This window comes from Sediminibacterium sp. FW305-C-49 (genome assembly GCF_058231085.1).
Genome location: NZ_JBIQXS010000002.1, coordinates 1312778 through 1330091 on the forward strand (window position 1 = coordinate 1312778; position 17314 = coordinate 1330091).

The window sequence follows — 17314 nt, forward strand, 5'->3', positions numbered from 1 at the left end:
TCAGGGTGACACGTTAGGAGCCTCACCGCAGAGAAAGGAGTACGGAGAGTTTACGCAGGGAAAAGCAAATCCGACATCTGCCATCTGACATCAAAAAATTCAATAGTATTTCTTCTGCAAATTATACAACACGCTTTTATCCAGGGTCGTCAACTGCCTGGTGGTATCCTGCAGGAAATGGCGTTTGAAGGACTGGATGGCGGCGCTGGTATCTTTTACATCGTAACCAATGATTCGCAATGCCTGAATATGGTTGAAGTTGGCGGGTACTTCTTCCCGCACATCATCGTACCATAAACCAAAACCTTTCTCCGCCAGTTTTTTCCAGGGGAAACGGTAATTGGGATCGTTTTTACGGGTAGGGGCAATATCGCCATGACCAATAAAATTGGCCGTGGGAATATTGTGTTCCTTTTTGAGCCGCGTGAGTAAACTGATCAGGCTGTTGATCTGTAAACTGTCGAATGGCTCAAAGCCATTGTTATCGAGTTCAATACCGATGGAGGATGAATTGATGTCGGTCATATTACCCCACTTTCCTACCCCGCCATGCCAGGCACGCAGGTAATCGCTGAGCATATGGTGTAATACACCGCTTTTACAGATTACATAATGCGCACTCACGGCCGTTCTTGCCAGTGTAAAAGTTTTCAAAGTCTGCTCACAGGAATTCTGTGCCGTATGGTGTATGATGACAAAATTGGGTTTCCGCATATTGAAATTGGTGGTGCCCACCCAATAGGGCGGCAGACCCATAGAATCTGATACAAATGCTTCTACCGGTGCTGTTTTCAATGTTTTGGCGTATTCCTTCGCTTTTTTTGTATAGACTTTATTGGTTGACTTATATGGATTTCTTGAACAGGCAATTAATACCAATACGATACAAATGGGAATATAGTTTTTCATTTTTTTCTTAAAATGGAAAAGTACAAATAAACTGTGTATGCGTCTCCCTTACCCTTACAGTTATTTACTTATTTTTAGTATCCTGTTATAGTAAATCATTCTGTGCATCTCTGTGTCTTCAGTGGCAATTTAATGCCACTGAAGACACAGAGATGCACAGAATAGGTGGATTTCAGGATAAAATAAAACCTATGTCTCTTCACCTCGGCAGAACTGATTTTGGAAACCTTGAGAATAAAGGAAATGTATTAACAAGAGCAGAAGCAGAAGCTCTCTTTAACGATTGGGTACTCAACCCCAAACTGAAACTACACATGCAACAGGTAGCCCATCTCATGAAATGCTGGGCCGCTGAACAATTACAGGCCGATGAAGCCACTCAATGGCGCTGGGAAATGGCGGGCCTTTTACACGATGCCGACTGGGATCAGTGGCCAGATCTTCATTGCAAAAAAATAATTGAAGAACTGGAGAACAGAAATGTTGATCCCGAAATCATCCGTGCCATCGCTTCGCATGGTCATGTTCATTTTGGTGTGATGCCTGAAACCGAAATGGACAAAATGCTATATGCTTTTGATGAACTCTCCGGACTGATACATGCTTACTCACTGATGCGTCCGGGTGGATATGATGGCATGGATGTGAAAGGTGTGAATAAAAGGCTCAAAGAAAAATCCTTTGCCGCCAATGTCTCCCGTGACGATATTCGTGATGCCTGCGAAAGAGCCGGGATTGAACTGAATGAACTGATCGGGTTTATTATTCCCAGACAGGCGGAGAGAACAGGGGAACAGAGAAATATCGAATAAGGAATAAGAAATAAGAAAATCAAACCTCATATGAGAAAACTTATCATGGTCATCCTCCTGGCATCCTGCCTATCCCAGTCCCGGGGGCAGTATATTTTGCCTTTGAAAGAACAATCAAGGGTGGTGGATGAAATACTGGCTGAACGACTCAACAACCTGTTACCTGTTCTCATGAAAGAAACAGGTATTGATATGTGGGTAGTAATTTCAAGGGAATACAATGAAGACCCTGTGATTAAAACCATGTTGCCTTCTACCTGGTTTGCCGCCAGAAGAAGAACCGTATTGATTTTTTATCGCAGTGCATCAGGCGCTTTTGAAAAACTGGCTGTGTCGAGATACAATGTGGGTTCAGAAATCAAAGCATCATGGGACATGACAAAATTCCCCGACCAGTGGGATGCTGTGGTTGACCTGATCCAGCAAAGAAGCCCCACTAAAATTGGCTTGAATTATTCTGCTGACTTTGGTCATGCAGATGGTCTCACTTACACTGAACAAAAAGAACTGTTGGCGAAATTACCTGCTGCCACTGCCAAAAAAGTAGTGAGCGCAGAAACACTGGCCGTAAGATGGCTGGAAACAAGAACGGAAAAAGAAATGCAATTGTATCCGCAGTTGATTCAGATTACACATGATATCATTAAAGAAGGATTCTCCGAAAAAGTTATCATGCCCGGTGTTACCACTACCAATGACCTGGTATGGTGGTTCCGTCAGAAGATCCGCGATCTTGGACTGGAAACCTGGTTCCACCCTTCTGTTTCGGTTCAAAGAAATGATCCGGAAAATTTTGATCACCTGCGTACATTCTCTACACGGCCCAATGATGAAGTGATCAGAACAGGTGATTTATTGCATGTAGATATTGGCATCACTTATTTAAGACTGAATACCGATATCCAGCAGCATGCCTATGTTTTACAACCCGGAGAAAAAACAGCACCTGCCAGTCTCGTAAAAGCTTTTGAAAATGCCAATCGGGTGCAGGATATACTTACCGCACAATTTAAAACAGGCAAAACGGGTAACCAGATCTTGAAAGATGCACTGGCACAGGCCAAAGCAGAGAATATACAAGCCGTTATTTATACCCACCCTATCGGTTATCATGGTCATGCCGCCGGCACTACCATTGGTATGTGGGATAACCAGGTAAGCGTTCAGGGCACCGGCGATTATGCCATGCGTGACCGAACTGCTTACTCGATTGAATTAAATGCATCTACCCCTGTTCCGGAATGGAAAAAAGATGTTCGTATGATGCTGGAACAGGACGGTTTCTGGGATGGAAAACAATTCAGGTACATCAGTGGCAGACAGGTAAAATTGTTACTGGTTCCTTCTCACCCATCACATATTGGAGATTAGCATGAATGATTCGCATTCATTTTTATCTGCTGAATACTGGAACGATCGATACCAGCAACAGCAAACAGGTTGGGATATAGGTTATATATCTACCCCTCTCAAAACTTATGTAGACCAGTTGGTACATAAAGATATCAGCATACTCATACCGGGTGGCGGTAATAGTTATGAAGCTGCTTACCTGCTGGCAAATGGTTTTACCAATATTACCGTGATCGATTTTGCTCCTGTGGTGGCAGAAAGGTTAAGCCATCAATTCAAACCCTATGGAAATGCGGTTAGCGTTATCTGTAGCGATTTTTTTGAGCTGTCAGGTAGTTATGATCTTATACTAGAACAAACTTTTTTCTGCGCTATTGATCCTTCATTAAGAAAAGCATATGCAGAGAAAATGCATGCACTACTAAAACCAGGTGGAAAATTAGTGGGTCTGCTCTTCAATCGTTCATTTGACAACAGTCCGCCCTTTGGAGGCAATGAGCAAGCATACAGGGATTTATTTAGTCCATACTTCACTATAAAAAAAATGGAGACTGCCCATAACTCCATCCCACAACGTTCAGGAAGCGAATTGTTCTTTATTCTCACCCCTCTGTGAAACTCTGTGCAAAAACTCCGTGTAACTCTGTGGTAAAATATGCAATTAAACCACAGAGTTACACGGAGTACGGCACGGAGTTTCACGGAGGGAGGCAAAATAAATCAGACATCTGACATCTGACATCCGCCATCTACTTCGGTTCTTGTTGGCTGAGACAATGGAAGCTGCCGAGTCCCCAGATGATATCGGTTGAGTCGATACCCACTACTTCTCGGTCTTTGAACGCATCGGCGATTATAGATAATGCTTTATCATCTTTAGCCGAGCGGAAAGTGGGCACCATCACGTGTTGATTGCTGATATAGAAATTGGCATAAGAGGCAGGCAAACGCTGGTCTTCGAATACCACTGCATCGGGCATGGGCAGTTCGATGATGTTCAACTGTTTACCGTTGAGCAAACGCATTTCTTTTAATTGCTGCAGGTTGGTTTGCAGTAAGGCATAATTCTCATCCTGTTTATTTTCTTCAATGACTGTGATCACGGTATCTGCATTCACAAAACGAACGGTATCATCAATATGTCCGTCAGTGTCATCACCCACAATGCCTTCATCAACCCAGAGAACCTGTTCCATACCATAATAATCGATGAGGTATTGTTCTATCTGCGACTGGTTCAGGTGAGGGTTGCGGTTGGGGTTGAGCAGACAGCAGGTAGAAGTTAATACGGTTCCAGCTCCATTGAATTCAACCGATCCGCCTTCCATTACAATGCCGGGATTAAATACAGGTATATTGAAATGTTGTCCAATTAGGGTGGGAATAACATCATCTAAATCGTAGGGCGGATATTTATTCCCCCATGCATTATAATTCCAGTCAACAATTACTTTTCGCTGTTCAGCATTGGAGTTGATCAGGAAAGCAGGTCCATGATCGCGGCACCAGGCATCGTTGGTGGGGTGCTGGAAAAATTCTACCTGCGACATGTTTACACCGGCATTCTCGAGATGGCCGATGGCAAATAGTTTCATGGCTTCGTTGGCTACGTTGATGCGCACTTTCTCACTAAGGGCGAGATACTTTACAAATTGCGCATAGTTGGGATAGATGCTGTCGATTTTACCCGGCCAGCTTGCTTCTTTATGCGGCCAGCTTAACCATGTTGCTTCGTGTTGCTCGAATTCAGCGGGGAAGCGATATCCAAGAGATTTAGGAGTAGTCAATTTTATGCTTTTTGAGTAAAGGATTAGAACCACAGAGTTACACGGAGTATGGCACGGAGTTTCACAGAGGGTTACTCTTCATCAATAAATCTTTTGGTGATTGGTTGATAGGAATCTATTCTGCGATCACGCAGAAAGGGCCAATGTGTTCTATAGCGATCAGTTTTAGTCGTATCGATTTCTACTACGGTTACTTCTTCTTCATCATGCGATGCTTTATACAATAATGATCCGAAAGGATTACTCACAAAAGAACCTCCCCAGAATTTCATCGCTCCATTTTGTTCGAAGCCTACCCTGTTCACACTTACTACGTGAACGCCATTGGCTACAGCATGACTTCTCTGTATGGTTTGCCATGCGTTGTATTGTTCGGTGTTGGTGGCTTCATCCTGGCTGGTAGCCCATCCGATGGCGGTTGGATAGAATAATATCTCCGCTCCCATCAATGCAGTGATTCTGGCCGCTTCCGGATACCACTGGTCCCAGCAAATCAACACACCGAGTGTGGCATATTTTGTTTTGAATACTTTATAACCAAGATCCCCGGGTGTGAAATAAAATTTCTCATAATAAGCCGGATCATCGGGTATATGCATTTTACGGTATTTACCAAGGTAAGTTCCGTCGGCATCCAATACTGCTGTTGTATTGTGGTACAGCCCTTCTGTTCTTTTTTCAAACAAGGATGCAATGATTACCACATTCAACTCAGCAGCAATCTTCGACAATGTTTCTGTGGATGCACCGGGAATCGCTTCTGCCAGTTTGAAGTTTTCATAATCTTCCACATCACAGAAATACAGGCTGGTAAACAGTTCCTGCAAACAAACAATCTGTGCGCCTTTAGCTGCGGCAGCACGAATACCTGCAATGGCCTTGGCCATATTCTCTTCCTTTGATGCCGTGCAACTCATCTGCACCAGGCCTATTTGAATTTTTGACATACTATTGTTTTAGCTAATAGCTGCTAGCCACTAGCTGCTAGCATTTAATTATTTGTTTGTTATTATATTTTCTAGCAGCTAGAGGCTAGAAGCTGGCAGCTACTTAAGTGCTGTGTTTAATAATCGCATCAAAACTACTGATACCTATAATCTTCTCCGTTATATATCCTTCTGCATAACCTACGCCTATTCTTTTGCCCAGCATCATGGCCCTTGCTTTTACGGTTTCGAGGAATTGCGGGGAAGAAATATAGGTTTGTGGCTCATTTCCACCTGTACTGTTGAATTGTGTGGTATAGGCCAGCACAGATTCAATTTTTTTATCCATATACGCAGTAATATCAACTACGAAAGATGGCTGTATAAAACGATCCTGTATATAATGAAATACATAGGTTGGGCGCCATGCTTCCTGTGGCTGTCCATTTTCTGTTGTTTCAATTTTTCTGAGGCCGGCGAGAAATGCGGCGTCCGATACCAGTTTGGCACTTCGTCCATGATCGGGATGCCTGTCTTCGGGTGCATTGGCCAGGATGATTTCCGGGCGGTATTTCCGGATGACTTCGATGACCATGCGCTGGTGTTTTTCATCGTTCTGGAAAAAGCCGTCGGCCATCCCCAGGTTTTCTCTTACCGTTACACCCATAATGGCTGCTGCCGCTGCTGCTTCCTGTTTACGTGTTTCGGCCGTACCTCTTGTTCCCAGTTCTCCGCGGGTAAGGTCTACCACCCCTACTTTTTTACCTTCTGCCAGTGCCGCCATGATGGTACCTGAACAACCCAGTTCCACATCATCCGGATGCACACCAAATGCCAGTATATCGAGTTTCATGAATCTGTTTTAATGGTTGCAAAGGTAATACTTGCATTTTACTTGACACGCCCTGCCTCTTACCCTATTTCTCCATAAAAAAGACTCCGCGCCAACTCTGTGTCCTCTCGTTCTCTGCGGTAAATAATGCTTACCGCAGAGAACGAGAGGACACAGAGGCTACGCAGAGTCGTTTACAATTTGCTCTATGCCGATTGCTTAGTAATAACTATAGGTCACTTCTGTTTCACCCGATCCAACAGGTCCGGTTGACATGGTACGTTTTACGGGTGTGCTTTTTGTATTGTAAGTGAACTGGTAATTGTACTGTTGTTCCGTTCCCGCAATCTCATCACGGCGAATGATTTTTCTGGGGTTATTGGCCGAAAGCTTCACTCCACTCAGGTAAATAAAATGCCTGAACATATGATCGATGTTGAGGTGCTGGTCATAATCCTCATAACGAACTGTCTGGTATTTTGTAGCCTGTCCATTCTGGTTAATCTGGTACCTGATTTCTTCTTTCAGGTTTCCATCAGTATGGTAAGTATATTCCTGTTTAAATGTATACGCAAACCCTGCTGCATCTGGTGAAGTTTTTTCGTATTCTTCTACCGACTCTAACCTTGTTCCCTGCCCTACATAATTGAGAAATTTATAGCTTACTTTAACCCCATTCACATACCTGCTTACGGCGGCCAACTGATCGTTTGCATAAGCATACCTGAACTCGTCTCCATTTTCTATCTGCACGGTTGCTACTTTACCGATACTGTTGTACGTAAAATGAAATACTTCCTTATAGGTAGTGGTTCCGGTTTCTGAGAAGAGAATAATCCTATCGAGTTTACCGTCCTGTCTGTAATACAAAGAGTCAGAATAGCCTCCACCAAAATTTACTTTGGCAAGTTTTCCGCTGAATGCCTGTTGCTGTAATGGTTCATTTACATTTTTACCACATGAACTGATAATCACTGTTAGCATTACCGCTAAACAAATGTTGATGCTGTATTTCATATTTGCTGCTTGTTTTTTTTGTTGACACATGATCTGTTTGTTTCGTGTCAGACTCTTTTGCTTTAACTATTTTTTATCAATGTAAAAAAGCGTTAGTAATAACTATAGGTGCAATTCCCTTCTTCCCAGTTACCACTACCATAGTATTCAAATTTTCGTGTAAGCGGCAGTGTTGCCTGGTTATAAGTATAGGTAAACAGGTAAGTAGATTCAACACCTGTTTTTTCATTTTTAACCATCCGCAGACGGGCATTATTTTTGAAAAACTTCAGCCCGAAAAAATAAGGTACCTGCTTAAAAATATCATCCGGATTATGGTTGTTATCATAATCGGAATAAGTAATGGTTACTTCTTTAATAGGTTGTCCGGTATTCGGATGAACAGAATAAGATGTTTCTGTTTTCAGGTTACCATCAGGATAATAGGTGTAAATAAACATGTCGAGAAAATCCTGGTCATTCGGGTTGTTCAGCACATCTGCATATGTATGTGTTGAGGTGAGTATACCCTGGTTATCATAAGTAAAACCTTTGTGTCTGATTTTAAGTCCACCCACATACTGACCCACTTCTTCAAGCTGGTTGCCGGTATAAGTATATCGGTACTCTTCGCCCTGGTCGCTGCTGATACGTGTAAGTTTCCCCTGTGCATTATAATCGAAGAAATAGGTTACACTCACCGAAGTAGCAGGATCCCATACAGATTTTATTTTGATGAGGTTTCCCGCAGGTGTATAATACAATGAATCATACGCACCACTATCGTAACTGATTTTTGCGAGTTTACCTTTTACCGGTTCAACAGGTGCCGGCGGCTGGATAATGGTATCTGTTTTTTTTGAGCAGGACGTTACAGCGATCATGATCACCAGTAAAAAACGCCCCCATTTATTCGTCAACATAACTTTGTGTTTTTAAGTAATGAACACGAAAGTATCCGCATCAACAGGCTGAATAAATCGCATATTGATGTGGTTGGTGATAAACGGAAAAATGAGGCAAAAAAAAGTCCCGCCTGTTGTACAAGCGGGACTCTAATATGGTTGAAGTTGAAATTATTTCTTCTTCTCGTAACGTTTTTTGAATTTGTCGATACGACCTGCAGTATCTACCAGCATATTTTTACCGGTATAGAATGGGTGTGAAGTGTTAGAAATCTCCAATTTAATTACTGGATATTCTTTACCATCTTCCCAAAGAATGGTTTCTTTTGATGCTGCGGTTGAACGGCTCAGGAATGAATGACCATTACTCATATCCTTGAACACTACAAAACGATAACTTTCCGGATGGATACCTTGTTTCATAATTATTTGTTTTAGGTGGTACGGATTTGGCCGTACGCTTATTTTTAAGGACTGCAAAAGTAAGCAGGATGCGGGGAATTGCCAAATTAAAGGGAAATTAATAGTCCGGAAGACCGGAAGATGGTGGCACAGGAGCGTATTTCTTTCGGACTTCCGGATTTTCCGTCTTTCGGACTTGCTATCTCCTAGCTTTTCATATTAATAAACTGCAATGGAATACCCAGCTCAGCGGTCTTGCATTTTGCTATAACTTCCTGTAAATCATCGATTTTCTTGGCTGTTACGCGGATAATATCGTCCATAATGGCTGCCTGTACTTTCATTCCGCTGTCCTTGATCATTTTCACGATCTTTTTGGCATCGTCTTGTTTGAGGCCATTTCTTACCGGAACCTCTTTTTTTACGACTTTTCCGCTGGGGTAAGCGTCTTTGGAAAAATCGAAAGCGGTTCCTTCAATACCCTGTTTGATGGCACGGCTGATGAGTACATCAATCAACTGCTTCATTTTCATATCACTTTCTACTTCAAGTGATACCACGAAGTCTTTTTTGTTTAATTCCACCGACACAGGCGAATCACGGAAATCAAAACGACCCGCTATTTCTTTTTTAACGGTATTGATGGCATTATCTAAGGTCTGGAGGTCTACTTTGCTGGCAATGTCGAAAGAAGGCATGGGATTAAATTTCTGTAAAGATAAGGCTGGGAGATCGAAAGTCGGAAAGTCCGAAAGTCCGGAAGATGATTGCACCGGTGCCTATTTCTTTCGGTCTTTCGGACTTCCCGACTTCCGGACTTCCTAACTCATGAAAAAAAATAGGCCCCGATAGAAATCGGGGCCGCCTTCTATATAATGCACATGAGAAAAAAAACTAAGTTGATGCTGCTAAATTGACCTTATCGCACTACACAAAAATGTCAAAATAGGATGAGCGGAATCATTTCTGTTCAAGTGGAAAATCGCATCCTTATCTCCTGCTCAATGCTGCTCACCAATCGATGATTTAGTTTCCTCCACCTAAATTCACACGATTCTGTTCTTCATTTGCACCCCCTCTTTTACGTTGTGCTGCAGTTTTTCCTTTGCTGAAACGATAAGTAAAGCTAAGGTTTACTACGCGGCTGTCTCTGTTCTGACGGATAGTTACATCCACATTCTGGTACTTACTATATCCGTTGAAGATTTGTGTATATAATACATCTCTAACAACCAGTCTAACCATTCCTTTATTCTTCAATACCTGTTTGGTGAAACCAACATTCAATCCACCCATTGGTTTTGCAACCAATACACCTTCTACACCTTGTGTGCGATAGAAACCACTTACCTCAGCACCCCATCCTTTAGGGAATGTAAACTGGTTAGAGATATTGGCCATCATGGAAGTAGCACCTACAGAAATCTCTCCATTGTTCACCGTTCCTTTAAAGTGATTATAGAACACATTAACATACACATTTGTTCTGAACCATTTTGTAACCGGCATTCCCAGGCTGACAGATGCACCTAAATTCTGTCTGCGGGCGATATTACTTTTCTTCATAAAAGATGAGTTGGTACTATCGATCTGTTCCAGCACATCCTGAATGATATCATTCGTTCTGCTATAGTTTAAAGATGTATTCAATACGCCTCTGTATGTGTGAACCAATTCAATATTATGACTGAACTGTGGACGCAGATACGGATTACCTACCTGGTAAGTGTATTTATCAAGGAAATAATAGAATGGGTTCAGATCCTGGTAGTTGGGGCGATCAATACGGCGACCATAACTCAGGGCAAACTGGTTTTTATCATTTGCTGTATAGCCAATGTAAGCCGTTGGAAACACCTGTGTATAGTTACGTTTGAACACTTCTCCTGTTGTTAACTGGTTACCGGTGATATTGGTATTTTCGGTACGCAGACCCAATTGTGCGCTCCATTTTTTATTCAACTGTTTGCTGAAGTTAATATAGGCGGCATTGATATTTTCTTTGTACAGGAAATGGTTACTACGGGTAACATCGTTGATGAACTGTGCTCCGTTCCAGTTAGCATACTGCGCATCATTATCTGTATTCACATAACTGGTTTTAAAACCTGCTTCAAATTTCACCTGGCCTTTCATTGACTGAGAATAATCGGCTTTTAAACTATAGATATTGATAGATGCTGGCAGTATACCTCTCAGAATTTCATCGGGTGATTTTACATTTCCCATATGATCAAAAAACTCATTGCTCAATACCTGCTTGTTATTCTGGTTGTAATTGATATAATCTGCATCAATGGTTAATTCTTTACCAGTACTGTCAAATACATGACGGAGATTGGCATTCACACCCACATTTTTGAATTTCAGGTTCATATCATTGATCGCTTGTGTTCTTGTTAACAAACTACCAGCCGGATCTTTGATATAGGTTGTATTGTTGGTATATTCATCCTGTACATTATTGTAACCGTTTACCACCAATCCAAGCGTTGTTTTTTTGTTCATAAAATAGTCAAAACCTGCTTTATAATTATAACTGTTAGACATTCTGTCGTTCTTAGCCAGTTGATTGAATGTAGTTAAGAGTGCACCTGTATTCTGGTTGCGGAAATTTCTGTCAATTTTAATATTACCAAAGTTTTCATTGTAGTTATAACTGGCATTGGCAAAAAAATTGATTTTATTCTGTCTGTAGTTCAGGTTAAAACTGTGGTTCGTTTTTGGTAACACCCCTTGTGTAAAACCACTTGTAATGCTCGCATTATAACCCATGGTTTTTGTTTTCTTGGTTTTGATATTGATTACACCAGAATTACCAGACGCATCAAAACGTGCAGGTGGGTTGGTCATCAATTCAATGGTTTCAAGATTGGAGCTCGACATGTTGCGTAACATATTGGCCAGATCCTGTGCACCGAGATAGGTAGGTTTACCATCAATCAATACCACCACACCCTGTTTTCCTTTCAGGCTGATGTTGCCATCTTTATCAACAGAGATACCGGGAGACTTTTCCAGTACTTCCAGTACGGTAGCACCTGCATTGGTAGGAGAAGCATCCACGTTAATAATGGTTCTGTCTAATTTCTGCTCAATCATTGGTTTTTTAGACGTCACCACTACCCCTTCCAGTTCTTTTGAAATGTTAGTAAGTGTAATGGGTTGAACGGTATATGACTGACCATTGGCCAGATCAAATACCGGGCTGTAATATTTAACATATCCAACAGACTGCACCAGCACCAGGTATTTACCTGCTGCGAGTTTCTCTACTTCAAACTGGCCGGTTTTGTCTGTCACCGCCATTTTAACGATGGCTGAATCCTTGGCGCGTAAAACACCTATTGAAGCCGCTTCAACAGGTTTTTGTGTACCAGTTACTGCTCCATTGATTTTTGCAGTCTGGGCCTGAGCAGCTACGGAAAGCGAAACCAGTCCGATGGCAGCCAGTAAGTTTTTCAAATTTCTCATAAAAAAAGCTTTAATATTTTAGTTCTCGTTGTTGCTAATTACAGAACAAAACTATGTACTATGTTTTGCATAGTACATAGTTTTATAATGAACGGTGCTAAACAAGGATGAATGGCAAAGAGGGAAATGTAGAATAAGGAATAAGAAATAAGGGAATAGAAAGGAAAGGCTTAAGTATTCAATAGATTGATTTTCAACTAATTGAATACTTGAGCCTTGTACTGGGATGCTTGCGTTCTTCTGTCTGCCTTAGCTGGCTTTGGCTTTTCCGAACCAGTCTTTAGCCTTGATCATCAGGATGATACCAGACAAAATCATGACAAATGAGATCAATTCAGCCTGTGTGGGCTGAAGAGGTAACGCTTCATATTTTGTATTTACGCGGATTTTTTCAATGAAAAAGCGTTCTAAGCCGTTTAAGATTAAATAAAGGCCCGATAGCTGACCTGCCACTTTTAATTTTTTACGGTAGATCCATAAAATGGCAAAAAGTATAAAACAGACAATGATTTCGTACAGGGGTGTGGGGTAAACGGCCGGAACCAGTTCATTACAATATGGGCCTTCACAACCAGCAATTGGTTTTCCTTCCCCGATTACGTTATGCGGGTAGCTGTAGGCCCATAACCAGTCGGGCATCCAGCTAAATGGTTTCGGGTTGGTATTGGGTATACCCCAGTCGCCATCTCCACTGATCTGACAACCAATTCTCCCAAATGCATACGCAAACATCATGGTAGGTGCCATGGCATCGGCCAGGTGAACCACCGAAATTTTTCTCTTGCGGGCGAAATAAATAATAGCTGCACCGGCGCAAATTAAACCGCCATAAAAAGTAAGACCACTAAAAGAGATCAATGCACCAATCGGGTCTTTTGCAAACTCATTCCAGTTTTCGAGGTTGTGAAAAATTTTCGCTCCCAGGAAACCAAATAATGCCGCATATAAAACAATATCTCCTACCCTGTCGTGTGGCCAGATGCGGATGACTCTTTCTTCCGGCTTATCCAGTTTCTGTTTATTCTTCTCCCACCACTTCAAGCCCGAAAACACAATGCCCACCAGTATTCCAAGTGGCCAGCTTCCTTTAACCGACAGGATAAATGATTGGGGATCATTCAGTGCTTCATCAATCACAAAAGCACCGAGTATTTTAAATCCGAATACAAAGCCAAGTAAAAAATTAATCAGCAATTCAGCTACACTTGCTGGTGCACCTACCTTTATTTTTTCTTCGGTGTATGTAAACTGTCCGAGGTTTTGTTTCCGCTTTAACTCAAGGGTCAATATCCATGCGGAGAGTATAAATGAGAGGGCCACAAAAAAACCAAAACTGTTGACCAGTTTCAGTCCTTCCAGTTCAACTCCGAAAATGTCTTTAAAAGCGTAATATAAATTAGGATACATAAAAAGCGCGTGTAAAAGTCATTCAATAAAAAAGACAGATGCAATGATAGTCAGAAAATATGAAACTGTTTTCCGATCATCGGATACAAAAAAGGCTCCACCAAAGTGGAGCCGTACTTACTAACCCATCCTTCAACAAAACTAAAGTAAAAATCAATTGCAATGTTCATCAAAAACCGAAATAAGGTGCTGTGCAATCACCTGGGCCGGACGACCTTCAATCTGGTGACGTTCTACCATACTCACCAACTGTCCGTCTTTAAAGAGCGCAATAGCGGGTGATGATGGTGGATAAGGCAATAAATGCTGGCGAACCTTGTTAATGGCTTCCACATCGAAACCGGCAAAACTGGTGGTCAGGTGATCAGGACGCTTGGTTGAATTCTGAACAGCCATGAGTACACCTGGTCTGCAAGTGCCTGCTGCACAACCACATACGGAATTTATTACGACCAGTGTAGTGCCTTTTTGCTGTAACATATTGTCCACATCGGAAGCAGATAATAACTCCTCAAAACCACTATCTGTCAGCTCCGCTTTCATCGGTAATACAATCTCTGCTGGATACATATTCGCTTGTTTTTAATTATGGAACACAAAATTAGGATTAAAAGTTGTAACACTAAACATTAAAATGGGCGCCATAATGTCCGGTTTAAAGATGCAAGATTGACATTATGGCATTGTTTTGGGAAATATTTAGTCAGCATGACTGCAAAAAATGCATTTTTTAGCGATGGTACACAGTTTGAACATGTTTATTCGAATTCATTTAAAAACATAAAAAACATCGGATATGACACTCGTAAAACACAACACAGTTCCATTCAACAGTTTGTTTGATGAACTCTTTAACAGCTTCCCTGCTACATGGGGTAAAGATGCAAATCTGGCTTATGCCACTGTTCCTGTAAACATTCATGAAACAGCCGAAGGTTATCATCTCGAACTAAATGCACCAGGCAGAAACAAAGAAGATTTTAAAGTAAATGTTGAAAATGGCCTGTTGACGATCAGTTACGAAAAGAAAGAAGCAACAGAGCAGAAAGAGTACAAAACAATCCGCAGGGAATTCAATTTCCGTTCTTTCAAACGCAGTTTTACACTGGATGAAAAGATCAATGCAGATGCCATCCAGGCGCGTTATGAGAATGGTGTATTGAAATTATTCCTGCCTAAAAAAGAAGAAGTAAAAGTATCTCCCAAAGAGATCAGCATCTTATAAGAACAAGTTTTCATACCGTGCCGTCAGGCACGCATGCAGTTGGTTTTGGTTTCGCCCCGTGTTTCCACACGGGGCTATTTTTTTGGCGTAATATTTCAGCTATTATTGCGACAAACAAGCAAAACCGATTCATGTTGCTGAAAAAACTCCTTGCGGGTCTGTTTTCCCTCGTATTACTGATCCCTTCATTTACAAAGGCGCAAAAAAAGCCTGTCGGCTCATTATTGTGGAAAATCAGCGGCAAAGGATTAAAGCAACCCTCCTATATTTTTGGCACATTTCACATCATGTGCAAATCGGATTTTACCATCTCACCCACACTCGAAGCCAAAATTAAGACCGCCAAACAGTTTTATGGTGAGCTCGACATGGATGACCCGGGTATGCAGATGAACCTGATGGCCAAAATGCGTTTACAGGAAACAAGTCTACCTAAATTATTAGGTGAAGCAGATTATAAAGCAGTAAGCGACAGTTTCAAAAGCATCACCGGCATGCCCCTGCAACTCTTTAACCAGTTTAGTCCATTTATGCCCATGAGTCTGCTCGCCATCAGCAGTATTAAATGTACCGACAGGATACAGCCAGAAACCGAATTTGTAAATATTGCCAAAAACAACCAGCTACCGGTTCTTGGGCTAGAAACAATAGACGATCAGATCAACGCCATTAATGCACAACCGCTCGACTCGCAGGCGCTGGCTTTTAAACAAACCGTGTTGAACTATGATAGTGTTCAGCAGGTGATGCAGAAAATGATACAAGTGTATAAGAAGAATGACGCAGAAATAATTTATCGTTTTATAAAAGACAATGGCGGAACGAATGATTTTGAAACAGCCATGCTGGTAACCAGAAATAAAAAATGGATTCCAGTGATTAAAAAAGCTGTTGCTGAAAAACCCAGCTTTTTTGCTGTGGGTGCCGGACACCTGGGTGGAAAGCAGGGCGTGATAGCTTTGTTGAAAAAAGAAGGTTATACACTCACCCCTGTATTGTACTAATTTAGCCCGATGCCTGCTGAAAAGGAATTCATAGCATTATTAAACGAGCACCAGCGCATTATCCATAAAGTGTGCAACCTCTATATGGATGCACACGCGGATCGTGAAGACCTGTTTCAGGAAATTACCCTGCAGGCCTGGAAAGCATATGCAGGATTCAGGGGCGATGCCAAATTCTCCACCTGGTTATACCGTGTTGCACTGAATACTGCCATTACTTTTTTTCGGAAAGAGAAAAGAAAACCCGACATCTATTCTACTGAATCTGTTCCCGACGTAGTTACGCATGACGCACACGACCCTATTGAAGAACAGGTAAAAGCCATGTATGCAGCCATTGGCGATTTGTCGAAGATCGACAAAGCCATTGTGATGCTGTACCTGGAAGATTACAACTATAATGATATAGGAGACATGATGGGTATTACCGCCAATAATGTGGCGGTGAAAATGAACCGTATCAAAACAAGATTGAAAGAATCGACACAAAAATATATGACCCCCGCGTAAATGAAGTGTTATGGAACTCGATGAACTAAAATACCAACTCAACCAAAAACTGGCAACAGATCATGCCAGTCGTACGGATGCAGATATTGCAGCCTTACTAAAAAAGAAAACCAGTTCCGTGATCGGTAAACTGAAACGCAGCCTTATTGTTGAGATGGTGCTTTGTATACTGTTTTCTGCTGCCATGCTGTATGTCTGTTTTGTTTCCGACTACTGGTCCATCCGCATATACTTTGGTGTGTTTACCATATTGATGTTCCTGTTCACGTTTGTTTTATACTATCTCTATAAAAAAACACAACAGCTCACCAGTTCTTTTCAGCCGATAAAAGCCAACCTGCAACACGTGGTAAGTCTGCTGGAAGAATTTGTAAAAAGATATTTTCAGTTTACCATGGCCATGTTGCCAGTGTGTTTTGTATTCTCCCTTATCTTATCGATCATGGAACCTGTTTCTGTTCCGGAGGTAGATAAATTCGTATTGCATTATTTCTCTGCAAGATGGCAGGTGCTTACTTTTTTGGGTGTTTACATGATTGTACTCGCCATTACCCTCTATTATTTCACCAAATGGTACCTGAAGAAATTGTATGGTAATTATTTGGCGGAGTTGAAGAAATGTGTGGAGGAGTTGGATTAGTACCGCTTTGGGAAGATAGGTATCAAGAGTTGGGAATGAGGAATTGGGGATTTTTTTTCTGCATGGTTGATATCTGAAAATACAATAGTATTTAAATGAATATTTATAAATCTTGGATTTTTGGCGACTACA

18 protein-coding genes are annotated in these 17314 nt (G+C 41.6%); 7 read left to right on the plus strand and 11 right to left on the minus strand.

Features of this window, described 5'->3' with window-relative positions:
* Positions 1–99 precede the first annotated feature (99 nt).
* Complete coding sequence (locus ACH3Z1_RS13240) at positions 100–909, minus strand: N-acetylmuramoyl-L-alanine amidase (protein ID WP_490822473.1); 810 nt, start codon at positions 907–909, stop codon at positions 100–102.
* A gap of 191 nt (positions 910–1100) precedes the next feature.
* On the opposite strand from ACH3Z1_RS13240, the gene ACH3Z1_RS13245 reads away from it, so the two are divergent.
* The 3 genes from ACH3Z1_RS13245 to ACH3Z1_RS13255 are packed head-to-tail and all read left to right on the plus strand — an operon-like array spanning position 1101 to position 3690.
* Positions 1101–1721 carry a hydrolase gene (locus ACH3Z1_RS13245; protein ID WP_490822474.1) on the plus strand — a complete coding sequence of 207 codons (621 nt, stop codon included), beginning with the start codon at positions 1101–1103 and terminating at the stop codon, positions 1719–1721.
* A 30-nt stretch (positions 1722–1751) separates the two neighbouring features.
* Positions 1752–3092, plus strand: a complete 1341-nt coding sequence (locus ACH3Z1_RS13250; protein ID WP_490822475.1) for a M24 family metallopeptidase — start codon at positions 1752–1754, stop codon at positions 3090–3092.
* Position 3093: 1 nt separating this feature from the next.
* The gene (locus ACH3Z1_RS13255; protein ID WP_490822476.1) at positions 3094–3690 is read left to right on the plus strand and encodes a methyltransferase domain-containing protein; all 597 of its coding nucleotides are present in this window, start codon (positions 3094–3096) and stop codon (positions 3688–3690) included.
* A 133-nt stretch (positions 3691–3823) separates the two neighbouring features.
* Here the strand turns inward: ACH3Z1_RS13255 and ACH3Z1_RS13260 are convergent, their stop codons facing one another.
* From ACH3Z1_RS13260 to ACH3Z1_RS13305, 10 genes are all read right to left on the minus strand, one after another.
* On the minus strand, positions 3824–4861 hold the full coding sequence (locus ACH3Z1_RS13260; protein WP_490822477.1) for an agmatine deiminase family protein: 1038 nt from the start codon (positions 4859–4861) through the stop codon (positions 3824–3826).
* 71 nt (positions 4862–4932) lie between these two features.
* Positions 4933–5808, minus strand: a complete 876-nt coding sequence (locus ACH3Z1_RS13265; protein ID WP_490822478.1) for a carbon-nitrogen hydrolase — start codon at positions 5806–5808, stop codon at positions 4933–4935.
* 103 nt (positions 5809–5911) lie between these two features.
* Positions 5912–6640, minus strand: a complete 729-nt coding sequence (bshB1, locus tag ACH3Z1_RS13270; RefSeq protein WP_490822479.1) for a bacillithiol biosynthesis deacetylase BshB1 — start codon at positions 6638–6640, stop codon at positions 5912–5914.
* A gap of 198 nt (positions 6641–6838) precedes the next feature.
* Positions 6839–7636 (minus strand): hypothetical protein, encoded by a 798-nt coding sequence (locus ACH3Z1_RS13275; RefSeq protein ID WP_490822480.1) that lies wholly within the window; start codon positions 7634–7636, stop codon positions 6839–6841.
* A gap of 92 nt (positions 7637–7728) precedes the next feature.
* Positions 7729–8538: a hypothetical protein gene (locus ACH3Z1_RS13280; protein ID WP_490822481.1), complete on the minus strand. Its 810-nt coding sequence runs from the start codon at positions 8536–8538 to the stop codon at positions 7729–7731.
* Between the two features lie 153 nt (positions 8539–8691).
* Positions 8692–8943, minus strand: a complete 252-nt coding sequence (locus ACH3Z1_RS13285; protein ID WP_490822482.1) for a type B 50S ribosomal protein L31 — start codon at positions 8941–8943, stop codon at positions 8692–8694.
* A gap of 185 nt (positions 8944–9128) precedes the next feature.
* On the minus strand, positions 9129–9620 hold the full coding sequence (locus ACH3Z1_RS13290) for a YajQ family cyclic di-GMP-binding protein (protein ID WP_490822483.1): 492 nt from the start codon (positions 9618–9620) through the stop codon (positions 9129–9131).
* A gap of 328 nt (positions 9621–9948) precedes the next feature.
* Positions 9949–12396 (minus strand): TonB-dependent receptor domain-containing protein, encoded by a 2448-nt coding sequence (locus ACH3Z1_RS13295; RefSeq protein ID WP_490822484.1) that lies wholly within the window; start codon positions 12394–12396, stop codon positions 9949–9951.
* Between the two features lie 249 nt (positions 12397–12645).
* Positions 12646–13803 (minus strand): prolipoprotein diacylglyceryl transferase, encoded by a 1158-nt coding sequence (locus ACH3Z1_RS13300; protein WP_490822485.1) that lies wholly within the window; start codon positions 13801–13803, stop codon positions 12646–12648.
* Between the two features lie 153 nt (positions 13804–13956).
* Complete coding sequence (locus tag ACH3Z1_RS13305; RefSeq protein ID WP_490822486.1) at positions 13957–14373, minus strand: BrxA/BrxB family bacilliredoxin; 417 nt, start codon at positions 14371–14373, stop codon at positions 13957–13959.
* A gap of 226 nt (positions 14374–14599) precedes the next feature.
* Between ACH3Z1_RS13305 and ACH3Z1_RS13310 the strand changes: the two genes are divergently transcribed.
* From ACH3Z1_RS13310 to ACH3Z1_RS13325, 4 genes are all read left to right on the plus strand, one after another.
* On the plus strand, positions 14600–15028 hold the full coding sequence (locus ACH3Z1_RS13310) for an Hsp20/alpha crystallin family protein (protein ID WP_490822487.1): 429 nt from the start codon (positions 14600–14602) through the stop codon (positions 15026–15028).
* A gap of 131 nt (positions 15029–15159) precedes the next feature.
* Positions 15160–16032 (plus strand): TraB/GumN family protein, encoded by an 873-nt coding sequence (locus tag ACH3Z1_RS13315; protein ID WP_490822488.1) that lies wholly within the window; start codon positions 15160–15162, stop codon positions 16030–16032.
* Positions 16033–16041: 9 nt separating this feature from the next.
* Entirely contained in the window at positions 16042–16542 is a 501-nt protein-coding gene (locus ACH3Z1_RS13320) for an RNA polymerase sigma factor (protein ID WP_490822489.1), read from the plus strand.
* Positions 16543–16552: 10 nt separating this feature from the next.
* On the plus strand, positions 16553–17182 hold the full coding sequence (locus tag ACH3Z1_RS13325) for a DUF8845 family protein (RefSeq protein ID WP_490822490.1): 630 nt from the start codon (positions 16553–16555) through the stop codon (positions 17180–17182).
* The last annotated feature ends 132 nt before the right edge of the window (positions 17183–17314 follow it).